Origin of the sequence: Streptomyces sp. NPDC007084, from assembly GCF_040703595.1 — a bacterium.
Taxonomy (GTDB): Bacteria; Actinomycetota; Actinomycetes; order Streptomycetales; family Streptomycetaceae; genus Streptomyces.
On sequence record NZ_JBEYFY010000069.1, the window covers coordinates 11,945 to 35,927 of the forward strand.

Annotated in this window: 16 protein-coding genes and 1 pseudogene; 5 read left to right on the forward strand and 12 right to left on the reverse strand. The window is 73.5% G+C overall.

Translation table 11 applies throughout. The annotated features are described in order from the left end of the window. Nucleotides 1-78: 78 nt before the first annotated feature. The 4 genes from AB0912_RS32050 to AB0912_RS32065 all read right to left on the reverse strand — a co-directional run bounded on the left by AB0912_RS32050 (nt 79) and on the right by AB0912_RS32065 (nt 5,587). Nucleotides 79-1,068, reverse strand: coding sequence for a malate dehydrogenase (locus tag AB0912_RS32050; protein WP_366706097.1), 990 nt, complete (start codon nt 1,066-1,068; stop codon nt 79-81). A 675-nt stretch (nt 1,069-1,743) separates the two neighbouring features. Continuing rightward, nucleotides 1,744-3,051: a DUF2690 domain-containing protein gene (locus AB0912_RS32055; protein WP_366706099.1), complete on the reverse strand. Its 1,308-nt coding sequence runs from the start codon at nt 3,049-3,051 to the stop codon at nt 1,744-1,746. Nucleotides 3,052-3,987: 936 nt separating this feature from the next. Then, nucleotides 3,988-4,452, reverse strand: coding sequence for a DUF3017 domain-containing protein (locus tag AB0912_RS32060; RefSeq protein WP_366706101.1), 465 nt, complete (start codon nt 4,450-4,452; stop codon nt 3,988-3,990). 280 nt (nt 4,453-4,732) lie between these two features. Next, nucleotides 4,733-5,587 carry a bifunctional methylenetetrahydrofolate dehydrogenase/methenyltetrahydrofolate cyclohydrolase gene (locus tag AB0912_RS32065; protein WP_366706103.1) on the reverse strand — a complete coding sequence of 285 codons (855 nt, stop codon included), beginning with the start codon at nt 5,585-5,587 and terminating at the stop codon, nt 4,733-4,735. A 265-nt stretch (nt 5,588-5,852) separates the two neighbouring features. Between AB0912_RS32065 and AB0912_RS32070 the strand changes: the two genes are divergently transcribed. After that, a complete protein-coding gene (locus AB0912_RS32070; protein ID WP_366706105.1) occupies nt 5,853-6,578 on the forward strand; it encodes an RDD family protein in 726 nt (241 codons plus the stop codon). A 174-nt stretch (nt 6,579-6,752) separates the two neighbouring features. Here AB0912_RS32070 and purH read toward each other — a convergent pair whose 3' ends face one another. After that, nucleotides 6,753-8,342, reverse strand: coding sequence for a bifunctional phosphoribosylaminoimidazolecarboxamide formyltransferase/IMP cyclohydrolase (purH, locus tag AB0912_RS32075; RefSeq protein ID WP_366706107.1), 1,590 nt, complete (start codon nt 8,340-8,342; stop codon nt 6,753-6,755). After that, nucleotides 8,339-8,959, reverse strand: a complete 621-nt coding sequence (gene purN, locus AB0912_RS32080) for a phosphoribosylglycinamide formyltransferase (RefSeq protein WP_366706109.1) — start codon at nt 8,957-8,959, stop codon at nt 8,339-8,341. The genes purH and purN overlap by 4 nt, the downstream gene beginning before the upstream one ends. A gap of 382 nt (nt 8,960-9,341) precedes the next feature. On the opposite strand from purN, the gene AB0912_RS32085 reads away from it, so the two are divergent. Continuing rightward, entirely contained in the window at nt 9,342-10,280 is a 939-nt protein-coding gene (locus AB0912_RS32085; protein ID WP_366706111.1) for a hypothetical protein, read from the forward strand. A 239-nt stretch (nt 10,281-10,519) separates the two neighbouring features. On the opposite strand, the gene AB0912_RS32090 is transcribed toward AB0912_RS32085, so the two are convergent. Further along, entirely contained in the window at nt 10,520-12,496 is a 1,977-nt protein-coding gene (locus AB0912_RS32090) for a DUF6350 family protein (RefSeq protein WP_366706113.1), read from the reverse strand. Between the two features lie 108 nt (nt 12,497-12,604). On the opposite strand from AB0912_RS32090, the gene AB0912_RS32095 reads away from it, so the two are divergent. Beyond that, nucleotides 12,605-13,951 carry a helix-turn-helix domain-containing protein gene (locus AB0912_RS32095; RefSeq protein WP_366706115.1) on the forward strand — a complete coding sequence of 449 codons (1,347 nt, stop codon included), beginning with the start codon at nt 12,605-12,607 and terminating at the stop codon, nt 13,949-13,951. Nucleotides 13,952-14,041: 90 nt separating this feature from the next. Here the strand turns inward: AB0912_RS32095 and sucD are convergent, their stop codons facing one another. From sucD to AB0912_RS32120, 5 genes are all read right to left on the reverse strand, one after another. Then, nucleotides 14,042-14,926 (reverse strand): succinate--CoA ligase subunit alpha, encoded by an 885-nt coding sequence (gene sucD, locus AB0912_RS32100; RefSeq protein ID WP_060901445.1) that lies wholly within the window; start codon nt 14,924-14,926, stop codon nt 14,042-14,044. 21 nt (nt 14,927-14,947) lie between these two features. After that, nucleotides 14,948-16,126, reverse strand: coding sequence for an ADP-forming succinate--CoA ligase subunit beta (sucC, locus tag AB0912_RS32105; RefSeq protein WP_366706117.1), 1,179 nt, complete (start codon nt 16,124-16,126; stop codon nt 14,948-14,950). A 776-nt stretch (nt 16,127-16,902) separates the two neighbouring features. Then, on the reverse strand, nt 16,903-18,066 hold the full coding sequence (locus AB0912_RS32110; RefSeq protein ID WP_366706119.1) for a VWA domain-containing protein: 1,164 nt from the start codon (nt 18,064-18,066) through the stop codon (nt 16,903-16,905). Continuing rightward, nucleotides 18,063-20,633 (reverse strand): DUF5682 family protein, encoded by a 2,571-nt coding sequence (locus AB0912_RS32115; RefSeq protein WP_366706121.1) that lies wholly within the window; start codon nt 20,631-20,633, stop codon nt 18,063-18,065. The genes AB0912_RS32110 and AB0912_RS32115 overlap by 4 nt, the downstream gene beginning before the upstream one ends. Beyond that, on the reverse strand, nt 20,630-21,841 hold the full coding sequence (locus AB0912_RS32120) for an AAA family ATPase (protein WP_366706123.1): 1,212 nt from the start codon (nt 21,839-21,841) through the stop codon (nt 20,630-20,632). Before AB0912_RS32120 ends, AB0912_RS32115 begins: the two co-directional genes overlap by 4 nt. Nucleotides 21,842-21,974: 133 nt before the next feature. On the opposite strand from AB0912_RS32120, the gene AB0912_RS32125 reads away from it, so the two are divergent. Both AB0912_RS32125 and AB0912_RS32130 read left to right on the forward strand, forming a co-directional pair. Then, complete coding sequence (locus AB0912_RS32125) at nt 21,975-23,327, forward strand: SWIM zinc finger family protein (protein ID WP_366706125.1); 1,353 nt, start codon at nt 21,975-21,977, stop codon at nt 23,325-23,327. 450 nt (nt 23,328-23,777) lie between these two features. After that, nucleotides 23,778-23,983: pseudogene (locus AB0912_RS32130) on the forward strand (hypothetical protein); the annotation flags it as partial.

A 23,983-nucleotide genomic window follows, 5' to 3' on the forward strand; every position in this document is an offset into this window, starting at 1 on the left:
CGCCCGGACGGATTTCGCCGTCCGGGCGTCGAAGTCACCGCTGGAACCGGCTCCATGGAGACGGTCCGGGCGGGTGGATCAGATCAGGCCGAGGGCGCGAACCGCCTCGCGCTCCTCCTCCAACTCCTTGACGGAGGCGTCGATACGGGCGCGGGAGAACTCGTTGATGTCCAGGCCCTGGACGATCTCGTAGCTGCCGTCCTTGGTGGTGACGGGGAAGGAGGAGATGAGACCCTCCGGCACGCCGTACGAACCGTCCGAGGGGATGCCCATCGAGGTCCAGTCGCCGTCGGCGGTGCCGTTGACCCAGGTGTGGACGTGGTCGATGGCGGCGTTGGCGGCGGAGGCGGCCGAGGAGGCGCCACGGGCCTCGATGATCGCGGCGCCGCGCTTGGCGACGGTCGGGATGAAGTCCTCGGCGAGCCACTTCTCGTCGTTGACGACCTCGGCCGCGTTCTTGCCGCCGACCGTGGCGTGGAAGATGTCGGGGTACTGGGTGGCGGAGTGGTTGCCCCAGATGGTCAGCCGCTGGATGTCGGCGACCGTGCTGCCGGTCTTCTTCGCGAGCTGGGTGAGCGCGCGGTTGTGGTCCAGACGCGTCATGGCCGTGAAGCGCTCGGCGGGTACGTCCGGGGCGGCGGCCTGCGCGATGAGCGCGTTGGTGTTCGCCGGGTTGCCGACGACCAGGATCTTGACGTCGTCCGCGGCGTTGTCGTTGATGGCCTTGCCCTGCGGCTTGAAGATGCCGCCGTTGGCGGAGAGCAGGTCGCCGCGCTCCATGCCCTTGGTGCGGGGGCGGGCGCCGACGAGCAGGCCGACGTTGGTGCCGTCGAAGGCGACGTTCGGGTCGTCCGTGATGTCGATGCCCTGGAGGAGCGGGAAGGCGGAGTCGTCCAGCTCCATGGCGGTGCCCTCGGCGGCCTTCAGCGCCGGGGTGATCTCCAGGAGGCGCAGCTTGACCGGCACGTCCGCGCCGAGCAGCTGGCCGGAGGCGATGCGGAAGAGCAGGGCGTAACCGATCTGGCCGGCCGCGCCGGTGACGGTGACGTTCACGGGAGTGCGGGTCATGGCGTTCTCCGTATGACAGCAGGCGGTGGGGCGTCCCTGCCCCGGGTGCAGGATCGTCCCCTGCGGCCGCCGCAATGATCGATCAAGGGGTTCGATGATCGATCTCTCGGCGTCAAGAGAGATCCGCCGTCAGGCTATCGCGCATCGGGGGGCCCGGGTGTCCGGGTGCGTGTGGCCCACCCCACAGATGCCGGGGGGTGGCGGTCGCCGGGCCCGGGAGAGGGGGTGAGCTCGGCGACCGCCAGGTGGGTGCCGGGGGGTCGGGGGGGGGGTTCTTCTCCCTCTCCGACAGCACCGGATCCCGTGGGGGTACGAGTCGCCTGCCCCTCTTCCGTGAACTCAATCCCCTCCGCGAAGGCTTTTCTTCGCCCCCTACGCCCCTTCCCTTCCCGAGCCCGGGGGCTCCGCCCCAGACCGCGCTCCTCAAACGCCGGAGGGGCTGAAAGATCGCGGGCGCCGGGGGCTGGACTCTCTCACCGAACGGAAACGGAATTCGGCCCGCACCCGGCATCCGGCGTAAGGGGCCGTGCCGGTACATCACGTGTCCGTCGCTTACGCCCGGATCGAGCAGCCCCCGCTACTCAGCACACGTCTGATCCAACGGCGACGGACGGATGTACCGGCACGGCCCCGACCCACCCACCGGACAGGTGCCGCACCCGGCGCGCGACCGACCTACTTCGTGCACCCCTTCTGCCCCGAGGCCAGCGCGGCGCAAGCCCGCGCACCCCCCGCGTCCTTCACCGCCACCATCGGCGTATACGCGTCCGTGTCCGCGTCCACGACCCCCCGCTGCGTCCCGGTCCCGGTTCCGGTTCCGGTCCCGGACGCCGACCCCATGGGCGACACCTCGACCTTGTCCCCCCGCGCCGCCTGCGTGATCCGCGCCCACGCGGCCCCGCACGTCTTGCTGTAGCGCACCTCCACCAGCGTGGACCCCACGGTCACGCTGGTCGTGGTGGTGGCCAGGGTGCCGCCGCAGCCCATGGTCTCCGGGTCCTTGCCCGTGCAAGAGGCCCCCGCGCACTTCACCCCGGCCGGCAGGTCGGACCGAACGCTCGCGGACGCCGCGGGCGACTTCACCGCCCCGCCCGCTTGCTCCTTGCCCCCGCCCCCACCGTGGGTGAGATACACGGCCGCCGCGACGACCACCAACGCCCCGACGACCCCGGCGAGGAACATCGTCAGCCGGCGCCGTCGCCGCGCCCGGTCCTCCCCCGCACCGCCGGTCCGAGCGTCCTCAGGCCGAGCGTCCTCGGGCGTTCCGCCCCCCTCGGACGGCACCCCCACCTCGACCGCCGACCGCGCACCGCCCCCGCGAGCCCCGGACGCCCCTGAAGCCCCTGAAGCCCCTGAAGCCCCTGAAGCCCCTGACAATCCGGATGCCCTGGACGACGGTCCGTACGTCGGTTCCCCCACATCCCGCCCGGTCGGCTGCAGCGGCACGGACGGCGCCACCGACGGCGTGATCGAGGGCGCGACCGGCGGTGTCGCTGACGTCGGTGACGTCGGCGGCAGCGTGGGTGAGACGCCCGCCGGCCCGGCGATCCCCGGCGTCGCGGTCGCGCTGCCGGCCCGCCGCCCCGAGGCCTGCTGTCCGCCGCCCCGGCTCGCGGCACCGCCCTTCACCCCGGCCGCCGGCCCGAACTCCCCGAGCGCGGCGCGCGCCTGGGATATCCGGATCGCCTCCATCGTCATGTCGTGGCGCATCTCGGAACGGCTCCAGGACCGCTCGGCCAGCTCCCACATGGTCGTGAGGTGCACGGGGCTCGCGCCGGTGACCTCGGACAGGGCGACGACCGCCCCCTTGGGCGCGAGCAGCCGCCCGTTCAGATAGCGCTCCCAGGACGTCTTGCTGTAGCCCGTACGGTCGGCCACGGCGGCGATGCTCAGCCCGCTCCGGTCGACGAGCCGGCGCAGTTGCCCGGTGAACTCCCTGACCTGCGGATCGAGTTCATCCGGCAAGCCCTTCCAACGAGGCATTCCTTCCCCCCTCTGTCCCCGCTTCGTGCACGGCGTTCCCCCGCGTGCCACTCCCCCGGTCCCCGTTCTGGCTACCCACCGAGATGCGCTCGGCCGGCCGCCCAGTTCCCCGGCAAGGGGGCGCACGGGTGCATTCAGGCCGGACCGGGCACCGCTGCACGCCGGCCGGGCCACGATTCAGTGTTCCACCGGCAGCACGTACGAACAGGCCGTTCGGTGCACATCACCAAACTTGTCAACACATCGACACAACGAGGACACATGGGGGACCTCAGAAGCCACAGAAGCGGTCACACGCCGCACGCCGGGCGATCACGCCGGGCGGCGCCCGTGGCAGGGCGCGTAGCAGAGCGCGGACACCGTAGCGGAACGGTCACTTCCGTGCCACAGGGAACGGCGGACTGTTGTACGGACCGCGCCCGTACACAAAAGTTGACCCCAGGCGGTCGATCCGCCCGGTCGCGGCCCGTCCTTACTCGGGGGAGAGGACGGGCCGCAGCCGTACCCGGACCCACCCCAAGGGCGGCACTCGGCGCACCACACCTCGCCGCACCTCCCCGCACCGCACCGGCAACCAGCCTCCGGCCCCCGGCACAGCGCCCCCACACACACAAGGACCCCCTCACCACCCCGGCGTGACCAGCCCCGCCTCGTAGGCGACGACGACCGCCTGGGCCCGGCACAGTGCACGACACCAAGTCCGACGGCCGCTGCCCGTTCGTCCGGGGGGTCCTCAGCAACGGCGTTTACGTGGACAGCAGTTGGGCGGGCCCGAAGGGCGACACCTCGCCCGTCACGCTCAACGCCCCGAGCGGCACGTCGTTCTCGTCGGTGAAGACGGCGTACATCGTCTGCTGACCACCTGAAAAGACCGGTGGCCCGTCCTCCCGGGGAGAGGACGGGCCACCGGCACGTGCGCCCGCGCGCGGTCGCGGTTCAGCGGACCGTGAAGTGCAGGGTGTCGTCGAGGAACGGGATCACCAATACCGGGCCGGGCTGGGCCATCAGCGCCAGCAGCACGATCGCGACGCCGAGGACGCCGTAGGTGACCATGTCGGTGAAGCGGGAGCGGACCGCGAGCATGCCCACGCTCGGCAGGATCCAGCGCATCACGGCACCGGCGATCAGCGCGACGCCGATCAGGACCGTGCCGGCCCGGAACACGTCGAGCGCGGTGAGCAGCAGGCCGAGTCCGACCATCGCCAGGACGGTGAGGATCGGCCACTGGCGGGCTGGCGCCGGGGCGTCGCCGGGGGCTGCCCGGCCGCCGCCCTCGGGCCGCGCGGTGTCCCGGGTGAAGAGGGGGAAGCGCCGCGTGGTGCGGCGCGGCCTGCCCTGGGCGTCGGGAGCGCTGATGGCGTCCCGCACGGTGGGCTCACCCTCCACCACACCGTCCGGCACGCCGGACTTACTCCGGTCCTTACCGTCCGGCAGGCCGGACCCACCCTCGCTCAGGCCCTCCGCCGCACCGGACTCACCCCGGTCCTCACCGTCCGCCGCACCGGACCCGGCCTTGTCCCCGGAGTCCCCGGAGCCCACGGAATCCACGGAATCCACGGAGTCGGTGCCGTCGGCGCCCGAGTCCCGGCCCCCGTCCTCCGCCGGGCCCGGAACCTCCGCCGGACCCGGAACCTCCGACGGAGACGGAACCCCCGCCTTCACCTCCGCGTCGGTGCCGCCGTCAGCCGACACTGCGCTCCGCCGCTTCCACCACGTTGACCAGGAGCTGGGCCCGGGTCATCGGGCCGACGCCGCCCGGGTTCGGGGAGATCCACGCGGCGACCTCGGCGACGTCCGGGTGGACGTCTCCGACGATCTTGCCCTCGGCGCTGCGCGAGACACCGACGTCGAGGACGGCGGCGCCGGGCTTCACGTCCTCGGCGCGGATGAGGTGCGCGGAACCGGCGGCGGCGACGATGATGTCGGCGCGCTTGAGGTGCGCGGAGAGGTCACGGGTGCCGGTGTGGCACTGGGTGACCGTGGCGTTCTCGCTGCGCCGGGTGAGCAGCAGCGGCATCGGACGCCCGATGGTGACACCGCGGCCGACGACCACGACCTCGGCGCCCTTGATCTCCACGCCGTAGCGGCGCAGCAGGGTCAGGACGCCGTTCGGGGTGCAGGGCAGCGGGGCGGGCTCGTTCAGGACGAGGCGCCCGAGGTTCATCGGGTGCAGGCCGTCCGCGTCCTTGTCCGGGTCCATCAGCTCCAGGATGCGGTTCTCGTCGATCCCCCTGGGGAGCGGGAGCTGGACGATGTAGCCGGTGCAGGCGGGGTCCTCGTTCAGCTCGCGGACCACCGCCTCGATCTCCTCCTGGGTGGCGGTCGCGGGCAGTTCGCGCTGGATGGAGGCGATGCCGACCTGGGCGCAGTCGCGGTGCTTGCCCGCGACGTACTTCTGGCTGCCGGGGTCGTCCCCGACCAGGATCGTCCCGAGGCCGGGCGTGACGCCCTTCTCCTTCAGGGCCGCCACGCGGACGGTCAGATCGGACTTGATCGCGGCTGCGGTGGCCTTGCCATCGAGAATCTGGGCGGTCATGCCCCCCATCCTCCCGGATGACGGGGTCCCGGTTCCAATCAGGGGCACCCCTCGACGCGGCGGGGCGGCGCGGCGGCCGGAAGAGCGTGATCAGGCAGATTGCGACTGCACAACGGCTCCCCGCGCGAGCTGGACAATACGCGCCCCTCCGATCACGATGAACGACGCAGTATCGCGGTCAGTGTTGGGGGGCAAACCGCTCATACCGTCATGTTCCTCCGCGCATTCCGCTTCGTCCCCGCATGTGCAACGGAGGAAACTCGCCATGGCTTTCGGCGCGCCGGACAACCCGTACGGACAGCCGCAGAACCCGCAGCAGGGATACGGCTATCCGCAGCAGGGTCAGCCGCCCTACCCGCAGGCGCCGGGGGGCGTCCCGCAGCAGGGATACGGCTACCCGCAGCAAGGACAGCCGGGGTACGGCTACCCCGAGCAGGGCCCGCCGGGATACGGCTACCCGCAGCAGGGCCCGCCCGGTTACGGCGGCTATCCGGGCGGACCGGGCCCGCGGGTCGCGTCGATGGGCCGCCGGTTCGGCGCCCGCGCGATCGACGCCGCCGCCTTCCTCGTCATCTACGTGGTCCTCGGCTTCATAGGCGTGGCCGGTTCGGTCGGCTCGGCCGCGGACTGCGACCCGAACGCGGCGGACTACCAGTCCTGCATGAACAACGCGACGTCCGACATCGCCGCCAAGTTCGGCGCGGTGATCGGTGTGCTCGCCGTCATCGGGCTGCTCTACGAGTGGCTGATGACCGGTCTGGTCGGCGGCACCCTCGGCAAGCTCGCCGTCGGCATCCGCGTGGTGAAGGCCGACACCGGCCAGAAGCCCGGGCTGGGCGCCTCGTTCATCCGCTGGATCATCCCGCTCGTCGGCGGCCTGGTCTGCGGCATCGGCCAGCTCCTGGTCTACCTGTCGCCCTTCTGGGACAAGTCGGGCCGCCAGCAGGGCTGGCACGACAAGGCCGCGAGCACGATGGTCATCCAGAACTGACCACGCACGCCGGTAACGCCGGTAACGCCGGTAACGCCGGCGGTCACAGCGGTACGACCGAGGCCCCGGCCCACCTCACGGCGGGCCGGGGCCTCGGTCGTCGGCACGGGGGCCCGGGGCTCAGTGGAAGCCCGGGGCTCAGTGGAAGCCCGGGCCTCAGTGGAAGCCCGGACCTCAGTGGAAGAAGTGCCGCGTCCCGGTGAAGTACATCGTGACGCCCGCCTTCTTCGCGGCCTCCACGACCTGCTCGTCACGGACCGAACCGCCGGGCTGGACCACGGCCTTGACGCCCGCCTCGGCGAGGATCTCCAGACCGTCGGGGAACGGGAAGAACGCGTCCGAGGCGGCGTAGGCGCCACGGGCGCGCTCGGCGCCGGCCCGCTCGACCGCGAGCTTCGCGGAGTCGACGCGGTTGACCTGGCCCATGCCGACACCGACGGAGGCGCCGTCCTTGGCGAGCAGGATCGCGTTGGACTTCACCGCGCGGCAGGCCCGCCAGGCGAAGGCCAGCTCGTCAAGTTCGCCCTGGCTCAGCGCGTCGCCGGTCGCCAGCGTCCAGCTCGCCGGGTTGTCGCCGTCGGCCTGGAGCCGGTCGGCGACCTGGAGCAGGGCGCCGCCGTCGACGGGCTTGATCTCGACCGGCGCGGCGGGGGCGTCGGGCGCCCGCAGCACGCGGATGTTCTTCTTCTTGGTGAGGGCTTCGAGGGCGCCGTCCTCGTAGTCGGGCGCGACGATGACCTCGGTGAAGATCTCCGCGACCTGCTCCGCCATCGCCTTGGTGACCGGGCGGTTGACCGCGATCACCCCGCCGAACGCGGACAGCGGGTCACAGGCGTGCGCCTTGCGGTGCGCCTCGGCGACGTCCGACGCGACCGCGATACCGCACGGGTTGGCGTGCTTGATGATCGCGACGCAGGGGTCCTCGTGGTCGTACGCGGCACGGCGGGCGGCGTCCGTGTCCGTGTAGTTGTTGTACGACATCTCCTTGCCGTGGAGCTGCTCCGCCTCGGCGAGGCCACCGGTGCCGGAGGTGTAGAGCGCGGCGGGCTGGTGCGGGTTCTCGCCGTAGCGCAGGGTGTGCGCGCGCTCCCAGGTGGCGCCGAGGAAGTCGGGGAACCGGGACTCGTCCACCGGCGCGTAGTCGGAGGCGAACCAGGAGGCGACGGCGACGTCGTACGCGGCCGTGTGCTGGAAGGCCTCGGCGGCGAGCCGCTTGCGGGTGCGCAGGTCGAAGCCGCCGCTCTGGACCGCGGCGAGGACGTCGCCGTAGCGGTCCGGGCTGGTGACGACGGCGACGGAGGGGTGGTTCTTGGCGGCGGCGCGCACCATCGAGGGGCCGCCGATGTCGATCTGCTCGACGCACTCGTCGGGGGTCGCGCCGGAGGCGACGGTCTCCCGGAACGGGTAGAGGTTGACGACGACCAGGTCGAACGGCTCGACGCCCAGCTCGCCGAGCTGCTGCCGGTGGCTGTCGAGGCGCAGGTCGGCGAGGATCCCGGCGTGGACCTTCGGGTGCAGCGTCTTGACGCGGCCGTCCAGGCACTCGGGGAAGCCGGTCAGCTCCTCGACCTTGGTGACGGGCACCCCGGCCGCGGCGATCTTCGCGGCGGTGGAGCCGGTTGAGACGAGCTCGACGCCGGCGGCGTGCAGCCCGCGGGCCAGCTCTTCGAGGCCGGTCTTGTCGTACACGCTGACGAGCGCGCGCCGGATGACCCGCTTGGTGCCCTCGGTGCTCTCGGCCGTGACTGTGCTGTCGGCGGTCACTGGATAACTACCTTTCGTCCCTCAATGCGATAGCCGTTGCGGGCGAGCCGCCCCACGACATCGACGAGCAGCCTTCGCTCGACTTCCTTGATGCGCTCGTGCAGAGCGCTCTCGTCGTCCTCATCGCGGATCTCGACCACGCCCTGGGCGATGATCGGTCCGGTGTCGACGCCGTCGTCGACGAAGTGGACGGTGCAGCCGGTGACCCGGGCCCCGTAGGCGAGCGCGTCGCGGACGCCGTGGGCGCCGGGGAAACTGGGCAGGAGCGCCGGGTGGGTGTTGACGAAGCGTCCGCCGAACCGGGCGAGGAACTCCTTGCCGACGATCTTCATGAACCCGGCGGAGACGACGAGATCGGGCTCGTACGCGGCGGTCGCCTCGGCGAGCGCGCGGTCCCAGTCGTCCCGGCTCGCGTGGTCCTTGACCTTGCGGACGAAGGTCGGCAGTCCGGCGCGCTCGGCGCGGGCGAGCCCCTCGATGCCGTCCCGGTCGGCGCCGACGGCCACGATCTCGGCACCGTAGGCCGCCGTGCCCGCCTCCGCGACGGCGTCGAGCAGTGCCTGCAGATTGGTGCCTGATCCGGAGACCAGCACGACGAGGCGCTTGGTCTTGGCCACGAGGGGGCCCTTTCTCGGGGGAGCGTTTGTACGGTCGTACGAATGCTTCGCGCCCCGGGATACGGGGAAGTCTACGAAGCGGCCGACCGTCAGCAACGATACCGGCACACCGGGCGGCCCCCACGGGACGGGGGCGGGGCCGGAAGGTAGCGTCTGGGGGGATCCACCCGGGAACACCGTCCGGAACACCGTCCGGTGCGGGGAACGCCCCGCGTACACGGGACGTTGACCTGGGACGAGCACCATCACGCGCGGGGCATCGGCCCCGGTACCACCAGCCGCACACGCACCGGAAGCCCGGGGCGCGTGCCGGGGGGGGCGGAGTCCGCTGCCGCGCGCACACGCCGCCCGCCGGAACAACCAAGGGGAAGACGCTCACCTGATGCCGGACCGCAGTCTCCGACTCCCTCCGCTCCTGCTGCGCGAGCGGCGCCCTTCGTCCACCCCGCCCAGGTCGGGAGGGGACGACTCCCCCGCCGGCACCGGCACCGGCGGCGGCCCGGCTGGGGGAAGCGACGGCGGCGCCCCGGACGAGCACGGCCACGACGGTCCGGACACTCCCCCGGCCGACCTCTCCAAGCCGTCCGACGCGTCGGGCTCGTCGAACCCCTCGAACTCGTCGAACTCGTCGGGCTCCTCGGGCTCGGACGACAACCCGTTCGCGCCGCCGCCCGAGGGCACGCCCGACCGCCCCTGGCAGCCGCGCCACCACGGCCAGGGCCAGGGCCAGGACCAGGGCTCCGGTCAGGGCGGGTCCGAGCACTCGCCGTGGAGCCACTGGAGCGACCGGCAGCCCGGCCCGTCCAGCGGCGGCGGCTTCGGCGACCGGCCCGGAGCCCCGCAGGGCCAGAGCGGCCCCGAGGGCCAGGGCGGCGGCCCCGGCGCGAACCTGCGCTGGGACCCCACCGACCCCTCCCAGCGCCGCGCCCGGTACGCGCTGCTCTCCGGCATGTGGGCGTTCTTCTTCGCGCTGTTCAGCTGGCCGTACGTGGCTCTGCTGCTCGGGGCGCTCGCCCTGTACTGGGGTGTCAGCGCCCTGCGCGGCAAAGCGCGCGTCCCGGCGCCGGACGCTCCGGCGCCCGAGCAGAGCGCGCGTCCCCAGCCGGCTGCGCCGACCGCCCGCCCGCAGACGACCGCCGCGGTGAGCGGCCTGGTCACCGCCTCGCTGGCGGTCCTGATGGTCGGCGCGACGTTCACGGCCCAGTTCGTCTACAGCGACTACTACTCCTGCGCGAATGACGCGCTGACCACCGCGGCGAAGCACTCCTGCAACGACCTGCTGCCGAAGGACCTCCGCGGAGTCCTGGGCACGGACAACTAGCCCGGGCCGACCCGCTCCGCTCCGCCGGCACACTCACCTCCGGCGGAGCCGGCCCGGGACGACCAGGGTGACCGGCCCGGGACGGCCGGAGTGACCGGCCCGGGACGGCCGGAGTGACCGGCCCGGGACGGCCGGAGTGACCGGCCCGGGACGGCCGGAGTGACCGGCCCGGGACCGTCCCACCGCACGCCGGCGGCCAGTTTCCGCCTCACACCGGCGGGCAGACCGGCCCGGCGACGTCAGGCGGAGTGGTCCACGCCGCCTGTGCCCTCGCTCCCGGCGGTGCCGGGAGCGTCCGGCCCGGGGCGGTCGGCATCGGCCCCCTCGGACGCGTACGAGGCGTCCCGCTCGGGCGAAGGCGGGTCCTCCCGGTCGGCCACGGGCGGCCTCCCTCCCCGGCCGGACCCGTGCACGCCGGTCCCCGGCACCTGCCCCTCCTTGAGCGGGCTCACGTCCTCCCCCGTTGCCCGGTCCGGCTCGGGTGTGCCGTTCGCGGCGGGCGGCGTGTTCCCCTCCGTGTCCGCCCCGGACGGGGACTGGGCGGCTTTGCCTGGGGGTGTCCAGCGCTCCGAGGGGGGCGTCTCCTCCCTCCACGGGGCCTCCGTGGGGAGGAAGTCGTAGGGGGTCAGATCGTCGAGTACGGACTCAAGGACCGCCGGGTCGACGTGCCGGGTGGACTCGCCGTGGGCCGGGGGCGACGGGGACGGGAGGGGCGTGGGCGCGGCCGTCGAGGGCGCGGCGGCCGTCTTCGCTCGCCACGGCGTCCACCTGGGCATCCGCAGCCGGGGCAGCCACGCGAAGCGGCGGCTCACCGGCTCGGGCACGGTGACCGCACTCCGGGGAGCGGGCGCCTTTGGGGCGACGGACACGCGCTCCGGCGCCGGGACGCCCCGGCCCTTCCACGCGTGCGCGCCCACCGCGACGGGGAGGGCGACGACCGCCGTCCACACCGTCGCCGCCGGTCCCACCTGCCACCACACCGGCCCGAAGTGGGCCAGCGCGGCCACGCCAAGCGGACCCCCGGCGAGCCCGGCGAGCAGCCCGAGCAGGACTCCGCACAGGCCGGCCGCGAGGGCGGCGACGGACGCCGTCCGGCGCCGTGACCAGCGCTCCCCGCCGTCTCCGCCCGCCCCCGCCTTCACCACGAACCACGCCAACGTCACCCCGGCCGCCACCGGCACGGCACCGCTCACCCAGTTCAGCGGCTCCCCGGAGCCCGACCCCGGGACCGCCGCGAGCAGCGGGAACGCGGGGAGCAGATCGGTGGGCGCGCGCGTCCCCGAGGCCGCCGCGGTCAGCGGACCGGCGACATGCCCGGCGGTCAGCACGACGCCCGGACCGAGCCCGTACGACGCTCCCCACACCGCCGCGTTCGGGATCAGCGCCAGACAGAGCAGCAGGACCGCGAACCGTCCGGACCATCCGCCGGTGAGCTGGAGGAACGAGTCCCGGGCCGTCTCCCCGTGCCACACCAGCGACACCGCCACCAGCAGCGCCCCGCCCCCGACGAGCACGGCGACACCGGCCGCCGCGGCCCGGGCCGCTCCGCCGAGCACCCGGTCGTCGTCCCCGGCGACGAGACGTCGTACACCGGCGAACGGAGCCGTCCGGATCAGCGGCGCACGGTCCACCGCCCGCCTCAGCCAGCGCGGCAGCGGCCCCCACGGGCGCCCGTACGCCGTCCAGATCCCGGCGCCCGCCCCGCTCGCGGCGAGCAGCGGCAGGCAGCTCAGGACCCAGGGCCAGGACGGGCGCAGCGCGCCGCCCGAGGCGTAGAGCGCGGCGGCCCAGGCGACGGCGAGATAGCCGGCCACCACACCCGCCCAGGCCGTACGCGGTGACGCCTGCGATGCCACGTCGGCCGCCTCGCGCGCGGCCCGGTGCAGCAGCCAGGCCGGGAGGGCGAGCAGCAGCAGCGGGGTCACCCCCACCGGCATGGGCAGCCCGGACAGGGTGTCGGTGCGGATCAGTTCGACACCGTGCGCGAGGAGCCAGAGCGCGGCGGCGACATGGAGCGCGCCGTCGGGCCCGCTGTCCGGGTAGGGCGAGCTGATCCACAGCACCATGACGAGGACGGCGAACGAGCCGAGTCCGAGCCCCGCGGCGAGGGCGCCACCCAGGAGGCTGGCGGCCAGTCCGGGGGATCGGCCGCGCATCCGGGTGAGCAGGGGCGACAACGGCAGCCTGCGGTCGGTGATTTGGGTCACGCACGTCATGCTCCCAACGACACGCGCTTTCTCGTCGTAACAGGCGAACCCCCGATGTGTCGCTCAATATGCAGCTATGTACTTTTTCGTACGAGAGGGCGCCCTGTGGGATCGGACATGACACAGAGCCCCGCCACCCCGCTGCCCGCGCCGAAGGAGCGCCGCCGACTGCGGGAGGCCCAGTCGCTGACCCAGGCGGAACTGGCCGCTCTGCTGGGCGTCAGCCGGGCGACGGTGCGCTCGTGGGAGACCGGCCGTACGACGCCGCGCGGGCGCAAGCTGGAGGAGTACGTGAAGTTCCTCGGCACCGCACCGGCCCCGGCGGACGAGCCGGTGAACGACCGTCAGGAGGAGTCCGCGCACGCCCTGGTGGGCGCGGGAACGCCACCCGCACGGGGGACACGCATCTCGGACCACCACGAACACGAGCAGGACCACGAGCACGGCCACGAGCAGGACCGCGAGCACGGCCACGAGCACACCCGTGCCCGCGGCTACGTCCACGCCCCCGACCAGCCGGCCGACGACGGCGCGGGAGCCCCCAGGCACCGTGCCCTGAACCAGTACCAGGACCGAGACCGGGACCTGTCCGGCGTCGACGCCGACCGGGCCCCCCACGACGCCCAGCCGGCCCGCGTGGACGAGGAAACCCCCTCCCGCGAGCCCTCCCTGACGCCCGCTCAGGCCTTCGACGCGCTCTACGCCTACTGCGCCCCCGCCCTCGTACGGCAGACCTATCTGCTGACCGGGCGGCGCGAGCTGGCCCGCGAGTCCGTGGAGCGCGCCTTCCAGCTCGCCTGGCACCGCTGGCCCGAGGTCGCCGTCGACCGGGACCCGGCCGGCTGGGTCCGCGCCACGGCGTACGAGTACGCGCTCTCCCCCTGGCACCGGCTGCGCCCCCGCCACCGGCACCCGGAGGCCCCGCCCGCCGACGCCGCCGACCGCGCCCTGCTCGACGCCCTGCTCACCCTCCCGCCTGTCTACCGGCGCACCCTGCTGCTCTACGACGGAATCGGGCTCGGCCTGCCGGAGACCGCGGCCGAGACGGAGGCCAGCACGCCCGCCGCCGCCAACCGGCTGCTGCACGCGCGCGAGGCGGTCACCGCCCGGCTGCCCGAGCTGGCGGTCCCCGAGGACCTGCACCGGCGGCTCGCCGAACTCGCGAGCACCGAGCGGCTGCGCGCGGCCAAGCCCCGTACCGTCCGCGATCACGGCGAACACCGGGCCCGGCAGTGGACCCGGGCCGCCATCGCCTTCACGGTCCTGCTGATCGGCGTGACGGCGCTGACGCTGCGCACGGCGCCGGACCACTACGAGGCGCCGCTGTCCCCGCCGGAGACCGTCAACGGGCTGCCGCCCCGCTCGGCGCCCGGCCCGCTCTCCGCGGCGGAGCTGGCGCTGCGCGCCAAGCTGCGGTCCCAGACCTCCCACGGCCCCGAACGACTGCTGCCCAGCGTCCGCTGAAGGACGGCGGCCGGAGCCCGGACCCGGAAACGCCGGTGGGCCCGCACCTCAAGGGGTGCGGGCCCACCGGCGTGTGTGCCGTGCGGCGGCTCAGCCGGCGAGGATCTCGCGGGCGAGCTTGGCCGTCTCGGTCGGCGTCTTGCCGACCTTGACACCGGCGGCCTCCAGGGCCTCCTTCTTCGCGGCGGCCGTGCCGGAGGAGCCGGAGACGATGGCGCCGGCGTGGCCCATGGTCTTGCCCTCGGGCGCGGTGAAGCCCGCGACGTAACCGACGACCGGCTTGGTCACGTTCTTCGCGATGAAGTCCGCGGCCCGCTCCTCGGCGTCGCCGCCGATCTCGCCGATCATGACGATCAGGTCGGTGTCGGGGTCGGCCTCGAACGCGGCGAGCGCGTCGATGTGCGTCGTGCCGATGACCGGGTCGCCACCGATGCCGACGGCGGACGAGAAGCCGATGTCACGCAGCTCGTACATCATCTGGTAGGTCAGCGTGCCGGACTTCGAGACCAGGCCGATGCGGCCCGGCTTCGTGATGTCGCCCGGGATGATGCCGGCGTTGGACTGGCCCGGGGTGATGAGACCGGGGCAGTTCGGGCCGATGATGCGGGTCTTGTTGCCCTTCGACTTCGCGTACGCCCAGAAGGCGGCGGAGTCGTGGACCGCGATGCCCTCGGTGATGACGACCGCGAGGGGGATCTCCGCGTCGATCGCCTCGACCACGGCGGCCTTGGCGAAGGCCGGCGGCACGAAGAGGACGGACACGTTGGCGCCGGTCTTCTCCATGGCCTCGGCGACCGTGCCGAAGACGGGGATCTCGGTGCCGTCGATGTCGACGGAGGTGCCCGCCTTGCGCGGGTTCACGCCACCGACGATGTTCGTCCCGTCCGCGAGCATGAGCTTGGTGTGCTTCATGCCCGTGGCACCGGTCATGCCCTGGACGATGACCTTGCTGTCCTTGTTGAGGAAGATAGCCATGGCGGTTGTTTCCCTCGTCCCTTACTTCGCAGCCGCGAGCTCGGCGGCCTTGTCGGCCGCGCCGTCCATGGTGTCCACGCGCTGGACCAGCGGGTGGTTGGCGTCCGACAGGATCTTGCGGCCCAGCTCGGCGTTGTTGCCGTCCAGACGCACGACCAGCGGCTTGGTGACTTCCTCGCCCTTGTCCTTGAGGAGCTGGAGCGCCTGGACGATGCCGTTGGCGACCTCGTCACAGGCGGTGATGCCACCGAAGACGTTGACGAAGACGGACTTGACGTCCGGGTCGCCGAGGATGATCTCCAGGCCGTTCGCCATGACCGCGGCGGAGGCGCCGCCGCCGATGTCGAGGAAGTTGGCGGGCTTGACGCCGCCGTGCTTCTCACCGGCGTAGGCGACGACGTCGAGGGTGCTCATGACGAGACCCGCGCCGTTGCCGATGATGCCGACCTCACCGTCGAGCTTGACGTAGTTGAGGTTCTTGGCCTTGGCGGCGGCCTCGAGCGGGTTGGCCGCCGCGTGGTCGACGAGCGCCTCGTGGTCCGGCTGGCGGAACTCGGCGTTCTCGTCCAGGGACACCTTGCCGTCGAGGGCGATGACCTTGCCGGAGGCGACCTTGGCGAGCGGGTTCACCTCGACCAGGAGGGCGTCCTCCTTGATGAAGGTGTCCCACAGCGTCACCAGGATCTCGGCGACCTGCTCCGCGACGTCGGCCGGGAACTTCGCCTGGGCGGCGATCTCGCGGGCCTTCTCGATCGTCACGCCTTCATTGGCGTCGACCGGCACCTTCGCGAGGGCGTCGGGGTTCTCCTCCGCGACGACCTCGATCTCCACGCCGCCCTGGACGGACGCCATGGCGAGGAAGGTGCGGTTCGTGCGGTCGAGGAGGTACGAGACGTAGTACTCCTCGACGATCTCGGGCGCGGTCTCGGCGATCATCACCTTGTTGACCGTGTGGCCCTTGATGTCCATGCCGAGGATGTCCGTCGCGCGGGCGACGGCCTCGTCCGGGGTGGCGGCGAGCTTGACGCCACCGGCCTTTCCACGGCCACCGACCTTCACCTGGGCCTTGACGACGGACTTGCCGCCAAGACGCTCGGTCGCCTCGCGGGCTGCCTCAGGCGTGTCGATGACTTCACCGGCCAGCACCGGTACACCGTGCTTGGCGAAGAGGTCCCTCGCCTGGTACTCGAACAGGTCCACGCGCGTCCGTCCCTATCAGTGATCTCGCGGTTCGTTGGATGCGTGGGCGTGCCGCGAAGGGCAACGTGACGTCCGCTGTCACAAGGGTGGCGCACACGGTGTCCGAGCGCGCGGCATGTCCGTCTCGCAGGTTATCGCCGCAGGACGCGGGTCCCTAAATCGCAGATCACACCTGAGCGGTGATACCTGTCACAGACCGGGCCGGACAGGGCCCCACCAGGCTGGGGTTTGCCTGGTGGGGCCCCCTCTCGCGGCCCCGAGGGGCCCAGGCCGGGCGCCCCCACCCCAATGGGGGCCGCCCGGCCCTCCCGCGGGGCCACGGCCCGAGGCATCCGGCGGATTCCGGCCCTCCGGCCCCTGCCCCCACGGAAGCGGGAACGCGCGTACGACGCCTGTGTGTGCCACCCCGGTCGCTGTACGTGCGGTACGTCCCGTAGGCCCCGCGCTCCCGTACGTCCCGCAGTGCCCTACACCCGCCTACGCCCCGCACATCCCGTACGGGAGTGCGGCCCCGCGTCTTCTCCGGCCGGCCGGAGCAGAAGGGGAAGCCCCTCTCGGGCGACTGCGGTCCGGGAACCGTCGGGGCGGCCGAGCCGGTCCGCCGGCCGGGCCGCGCGTGGGTGCGGGGCGGCGCCCGGCGAGCGCCCTCGGCCCGAGGTGTCCGTCAACGACCGGCGTCACAGGGCCCGTTGGCCACTGCGATCCTCGCACGGGACTCCCGAGGTCGCGCAAGCCCCCTGTTACCGATGGGTAGGCATGTCCGGATTGCGGGCCGTTCAGCTCGCGTCGGGTATCGGCAGGGGCCGCTTCTCGATCGCCGCCGCCATGACCTCGGGAAACAGGTCGGGCGTGCAGGCGAACGCCGGTGCGCCGAGCGCGGCGAGGGCGGCGGCGTGCTCTCTGTCGTAGGCGGGCGCGCCCTCGTCGGACAGGGCGAGCAGCGTCACGAACTGCACCCCGGACGCCTTCATGGCCGCGACCCGCTTCAGCATCTCGTCGCGGATGCCGCCTTCGTAGAGGTCGCTGATCAGCACGACGACGGTGTCGGCGGGCCGGGTGATCTGAGACTGGCAGTAGGCCAGCGCCCTGTTGATGTCGGTGCCGCCGCCGAGCTGGGTGCCGAAGAGGACGTCCACCGGGTCGTCGAGCTGGTCGGTGAGGTCGACCACCGCCGTGTCGAAGACGACGAGCCGGGTGGCGATGGACCGCATCGAGGCGAGGACCGCGCCGAACACCGAGGCGTAGACGACGGAGGCGGCCATCGATCCCGACTGGTCGATGCAGAGGACGACCTCCTTCTTCACCGACTGGGAGGCCCGCCCGTAGCCGATCAGCCGCTCGGGCACGATCGTGCGGTACTCGGGCAGGTAGTGCTTGAGGTTCGCCGCGATGGTGCGGTTCCAGTCGATGTCGTGGTGGCGGGGCCGGCTGACGCGGGCGCTGCGGTCGAGGGCACCGGTCAGGGTGGCCCGGGTGCGGGTGGCGAGCCGCTTCTCCAGGTCCTCGACCACCTTGCGCACGACGGCCCGCGCGGTCTCCTTGGTGGTCTCGGGCATGGCCTTGTTCAGCGAGAGGAGCGTGCCGACGAGGTGCACGTCGGCCTCCACCGCCTCCAGCATCTCGGGCTCCAGGAGCAGCGCGGACAGCCCGAGCCGGTCGATGGCGTCCCGCTGCATCACCTGGACGACGGAGGACGGGAAGTAGGTGCGGATGTCGCCGAGCCAGCGGGCGACCGAGGGAGCGGAGGCGCCGAGCCCCGCCGAACGGTCCTTCCCCGACCGTCCCTTTCCGCCCTTCCCGTAGAGCGCGCCGAGCGCTCCGTCCATCGCGGCGTCCTTGCCGGAGAGCACGCGTCCGGTGCCGTCGGCCTCGTCGCCGCCGAGGACCAGCCGCCACCGGCGCAGCCGCTCGTCCCCGGCGCTCAGCACTGACTCGGTCATGGGGTCACCCTCACAGAATCGTTGTCATCCCGTGCGTTCGCCGGCCGCAGGCCGAGCAGCAGGCTCAGTACGGGGAGGACGGCGTCGGCGCGTGCCGTGTCGAGGTCGGGGGCGAACCCGGGGACGCCGGAGCCCGCGGTGGCGGTGGCCGCGCGGGCGGCCGGTCCGCGCCGGACGAGTTCGCCGAGCGTCCTGCGCACCCCCGACTCGTACGCCGAGAACGTGCGGCGCAGCAGGGGCAGTACGTCGGTGAACGCGTCCGCCGGCACGCCGGTCAGCCAGGTGTCGACCAGGCCGAGGAGCCGCTCGTCGTGCACGAGGAGCATGCCGCCACCGGAGCCGCCGCCGACGAAGCCCTCGATCCAGGTGGCCGCGTCGGCGGGCTCGGTGCCCGGTGACAGCACCAGACCCATCAGCCGGGCGGCCTCCTCCTGCGCCAACTCGCCCTCGTCCAGCAGGAGCCGGACCGACCGGCCGCCGATCACGCCGGGGACGGTGTCGCGTTCGGCGAGGGTCCGCAGGACGGAGTACCAGCGCCCGCGTATGCTCCCGCCCGCGCTGTCGGCGGTGGCGCCGGTGGCCTCGCCGAGCAGGGCCACGGCTCCGTGCACGGCGTCGACGTGCTCGCGCATCTCGGCGGCGGCGTCGGTGTCGAGGGCGGCGCAGGCCGGCGGCAGGCCCACGAAGACCCGCTCGGCGAGACCCGCGGCGACATCGGTGAGGGCGTGGGTGTCGGTGCCGCGCACATCGCCGTAGCGCAGGGAGCGGACGAGTGCGGGGAGTGCCTGGGCGAGGTGGCCGACGTCGGCGTCCAGGGCGGCCCGGTCGGCGAGGACCTGCATGACCACGGGCAGCGCGCTCGGGAGTTCGGCGAGGAGGCAGCGCTCGGCGAGTGCGGTGACGTCGGCCAGCGAGGGCGCGGCGACGGCGTCCGCCTCGGCCTTGGCGGTCGCCGCGGCCAGGACGGTCGTACCCCACACGCCGGCTTCGGCGACCCGCACGGACAGCTCGGGTTCCCAGCGCAGCCGCCAGGTCTCACGGAAGGTTCCGGTGCTGCCGCGGGAGGCCGCCGGTTCGCCCCAGCCGACGCCGAGGAGGCGCAGCCGGTGCAGCAGTCTGCTGCGGCCCGCGTCGTTCTCCTTGCGCAGGTCCAGCTCCAGCTCGCGCTCCAGCGCCTCGGGTTTCAGCCGCAGGCCGCGCTGCGCCCGGGCGAGGTCCCGCTGCAACGGCACGGCCGGCGCGGACTCGGGCACCTCTCCGAGGACGTCACCGACGACGAGCCGGTCACGCACCAGCGCCAGCGGCACGTCCGAGCCCTCGCACATGACCGCGCGGACGGCGTCGGTCGTCTCGGTCAGGCCCGGCAGCGGGCGCCCGCGCATCGCGGCGAGCGTGTCCGCGAGCCGTACGGCCTCGATGACGTGGGCGGAGGACACGCTCCGGTCCTCGTCGCGGAGCAGCCGGGCGACCTTCGTCATCCACCGGGCGATCGGCCGGTCGGGGGCGCTGAACAGATGCCCGTACCAGCCCGGGGAGTCGATGCCCGCCCCGTAGCCGCTGGCCCGGGAGAGCCTGCGGTGTGTCCAGGGCACCCAGGTGAGGTCGGCCTTCACCTTCGGCAGGCCCTTGAGCAGGGCCCGGTCGGCGCCGACGGTGGCCTTCTGCCGTAGCGCGGGCACGTGCCAGGCCCCGCAGACCACGGCCACGTCGTCCCCGAACTCCCGCCGAGCGGTGCGGATCTGGAGCCGCATGTACGCCTCGCGCACCAGGTCCCGGTCGTGTCCCCCGACCCCGTAGGCCTCGCGGAGCGCGGTCATCGCCTCCTCCAGCACGCCGAACGGCGCGAACGGGTCGCCCGCTGTCGCCGCCCGGTGCTCGACCACGTCCTCCCACCAGCGCTCCGGGTCGTCGTACCCCGCCGTCTCGGCTAGCACGGCCAGCGGGTCGACGCGTACGGCCGCCGCCACCCCGCCACCGGAAGCCCCGGCGTCTGCGCCGGCGCCGGTCCCGGCGTCGGCATCGGCTCCGGCATTGGCGTCGGCTCCGGCGTTGGCGTCGGCTTCGGCCTCGGCTTCGGCCTCGGCTTCGGCGGGCTGGTCCGGTGCGGTGAGCGGTGCGGCGGGCGACGGGCCGCCGCCCGGCCGGCCCCCCGGCTGCTGTTCGCCCGCCCGCTCGCCGTCCTGTTTCCCCCAGGCCAGGGTGTGGGCGGCGGGGAGGTCGATGAAGCGGGCCGGCACGCCGTGGTCCAGGGCCCAGCGGATCGCCACCCACTCCGGGGAGAACTCGGCGAGCGGCCAGAACGCCGACTGGCCGGGCTCGTCCACGACATGGGCGAGGAGCGCGACCGGTGGCCGCATCTCCTTGTCCCCGGCCAGGTGCACCAGCGCGTCCGCCTCCGGTGGGCCCTCGATCAGCACGACCCGCGGCGCGGCGGCCTCCAGCGCGGCCCGCACGGCGCGCGCCGACCCCGGCCCGTGATGGCGCACGCCGAGCAGCAGCGGACCCGCGCCCCGGACGGGCGCGGCGGGCCGGGGCCCGGCCGTCCCGTCGTCCGGCACTGCGCTCATACGGTCACCTCACGGCAGGCGCGGTAGAAGTCCTTCCAGCCCTCGCGCTCGCGCACGACCGCCTCCAGGTACTCCTGCCAGATCACCCGGTCGGCCGCCGGGTCGCGGACGACCGCGCCGAGGATGCCGGCGGCGACATCGCTCGCCCGCAGGACGCCGTCCCCGAAGTGGGCCGCCAGAGCAAGGCCGTTGGTGACGACGGAGATCGCCTCGGCGGTGGACAGGGTGCCGCTGGGCGACTTCAGCTTCGTCCGCCCGTCGGCGGTGATCCCGTCGCGCAGCTCGCGGAAGACGGTGACGACGCGGCGGATCTCCTCGATGCCCTCGGGGACGGCCGGCAGGTCAAGGGAGCGGCCGATCTGGTCGACCCGGCGCGACACGATGTCGACCTCGGCGTCGGCGCTCTCCGGCAGCGGCAGCACCACCGTGTTGAAGCGGCGGCGCAGCGCGCTCGACAGTTCGTTGACCCCGCGGTCGCGGTCGTTGGCCGTCGCGATCAGGTTGAAGCCGCGGACGGCCTGCACCTCCTGGCCCAACTCCGGTATCGGCAGGGTCTTTTCGGAGAGAATCGTGATGAGGCTGTCCTGCACGTCCGCGGGGACGCGGGTCAGCTCCTCGACGCGCGCGGTCATCCCCTCGGCCATGGCCCGCATGACGGGACTCGGCACGAGCGCGTCCCGGCTGGGGCCGTGCGCGAGCAACTGCGCGTAGTTCCAGCCGTAGCGGATGGCTTCCTCCGGGGTGCCCGCCGTGCCCTGGACGAGCAGCGTCGAGTCCCCGCTGACCGCGGCGGCCAGATGCTCGGACACCCAGGTCTTCGCGGTGCCCGGCACGCCGAGCAGCAGCAGTGCCCGGTCGGTGGCGAGGGTGGTGACGGCGACCTCGACGATGCGGCGCGGCCCCACGTACTTGGGGGTGATCACGGTGCCGTCCGGCAGGGTGCCGCCCAGCAGATAGGTGGCCACGGCCCACGGCGACAGCCGCCAGCGGACCGGGCGGGGCCGGTCGTCCTGCGCGGCGAGCGCGGCGAGTTCGGCCGCGAAGGCGTGCTCGGCGTGCGGTCGCAGCGCCTCGCCGCCGCCGCTCGCGCCACCCTCCTCCGCCACTCCCCCTACTCGTGCGGGCGCCCGCCCGCTCGCGCTCGCGGGGCTCTCCCCGCTCGTACCTTCAGGCATGGGCTCTGACGTCGGTTCCACGGATACGGACATGGCTCGGTCCCCCTCCAGCTCGGCCGGTTCGGATCTGGTTCCACCGTGCACCACGCCACTGACAATCGGCCCTGACCTGCGCAAACGTGCTCGCCACGGTCGATTGTCAGTGGCGGGATCTACCTTCGGACGCATGACACAGCAGGCGGTGCGCTGGACGGCGGATCAGGTGCTGGCACTGGCGCCTGACGCCGCGTCACGCAAGGCGGGGAGCAAGCTCGGCGCGGCCGGCCCGTGGTCCGAGGCGGGCAGTTCTGACGAGGGGGCGGTATGGGGACTGTGCAGGGGAAGCGGCAGCAAGCCGTATCAGACGGTCGTGGACATCGCGGACTCCGCGGGGCCCGCGTACAAGTGCAGTTGTCCGAGCCGGAAGTTCCCGTGCAAGCACGCGCTGGGGCTGCTGCTGCTCTGGTCGGGTGCGGACGGCGCGGTGCCGTCCGGGCAGGCGCCGGGCTGGGCGCAGGAGTGGATGGCGGGGCGGCGCGAGCGCGCCGAAGAGCGGAAGACAGCGGGCGGGGGATCTGGAGCCTCGTCGGGTGATCCCGAGGCCGCGCGGCGCCGGGCGGAGCGGCGGGCCGAGCGGATCACCGCGGGGGCGGGCGAGTTGGAGCAGCGGCTCGCCGACCTGCTGCGCGGCGGGCTGGCCGCGGCGGAGCGCGCGGGATACGGGATGTGGGAGGAGACGGCGGCGCGGATGGTCGACGCTCAGGCGTCCGGACTGGCCGCGCGCGTGCGGGAGTTGGGGGCGATACCGGCCTCGGGGCCCGGCTGGCCGGTGCGGCTGCTGGAGGAGTGCGCGCTGCTCCATCTCCTCGACCAGGGCTGGCTGCGGCGCGCGGAGCTGCCGGCGGACCTGGCGGCGACCGTGCGTGCCCGGGTCGGACTGTCCGGCTCGGCGGAGGGCCCGCCGGTGCGGGACCGCTGGCTGGTTCTCGCGCAGTACGACACGGCGGACGCCAAGCTGACCACCCGCAGGATCTGGCTGTACGGCGCCGGGACAGGCCGCACGGCTCTCCTCCTCTCCTACGGCGCGGCCGGCCGGGCCCCCGAGCTGGCACTGCCGGTGGGGCTGGCCTTCGAGGCGGAGGTGTCCTCTTATCCGGGCGCCGGGCAGGCGCGGGTGGCGCTGGGCGAGCGGTTCACGCCTCCTGCCCCGGCGGCGATACGGCCGAAGGGGCTGACCACCTCGGAAGCCGCCGCCCGCTACGGGGAGGCGCTGCGCACGGACCCCTGGCTGGACTCCGTGCCGGTCACGCTGGCCCGGGCCGTCCCGACACCGGACGGCGAGTCCTGGCAACTGGCCGACGCGGACGGCGAGTTCGCGCTTCCGCTGACTCCCGCCGCGCGGTCGCGGCCCGACCTGTGGCGGCTGGTCGCCCTCTCCGGCGGGGCGCCGGTCACCGTCTTCGGCGAGTGCGGCCACCGCGGCTTCACTCCCCTGACGGCCTGGCCGGAGGAGGGGGGAGAGGCGGTGCCGCTGTGCTGACCGGCCTCGCCGGGACTCCGGGATGGCGTGCGGCTGACGGAGGGGGCGACGACCGCCCGGACGACCTGCGCCGGGACCGTCCGGACCGCCGGGACCGTCCGGACAAACGCGGCACGCCGGGACCGTCGCGCACGTCGGGACCGTCGCGCACGTCGGGACCGTCGCGCACGTCGGGACCGTCGCGGCACGCCGGGACCGTCCGGACCGACACGGGACATCGGGACCGTCGCGCACGTCGGGACCGTCCGGACCGACACGGCACGTCGGGCAAGCCCTCTGTAGGAGCCCGCCCGACGCCGAAGCTCACCCCACTCTGAACCCGCCCGACGCCGAAGCCCGCCCGACCCTGAACCCCACCCGACCCCCGAAGCCCGCCCCACTCTGAACCCCACTCTGAACCCCACCCGACCCTGAACCCCGCTCCAAGGACCCGAGAAGGAAAGGACAACCATGAACGCGACCTCCGCTACGGCGGGCGTGCCCGTCGGCGGTTCCTGGGAGGACCTCGTCACCGTGGCGCTCCTGGGCACCGAGCGGCGTACGCCTCCCCTGCGGGACCCGGGGCAGGAGGCTCCGGTGGCGCTGCTGGATGCGGCGGCGGTGGAGACCGTGCGGCGCCGGGCCGGGGTGCGGCCGGCGCGGGCGGCGGCCCGGCC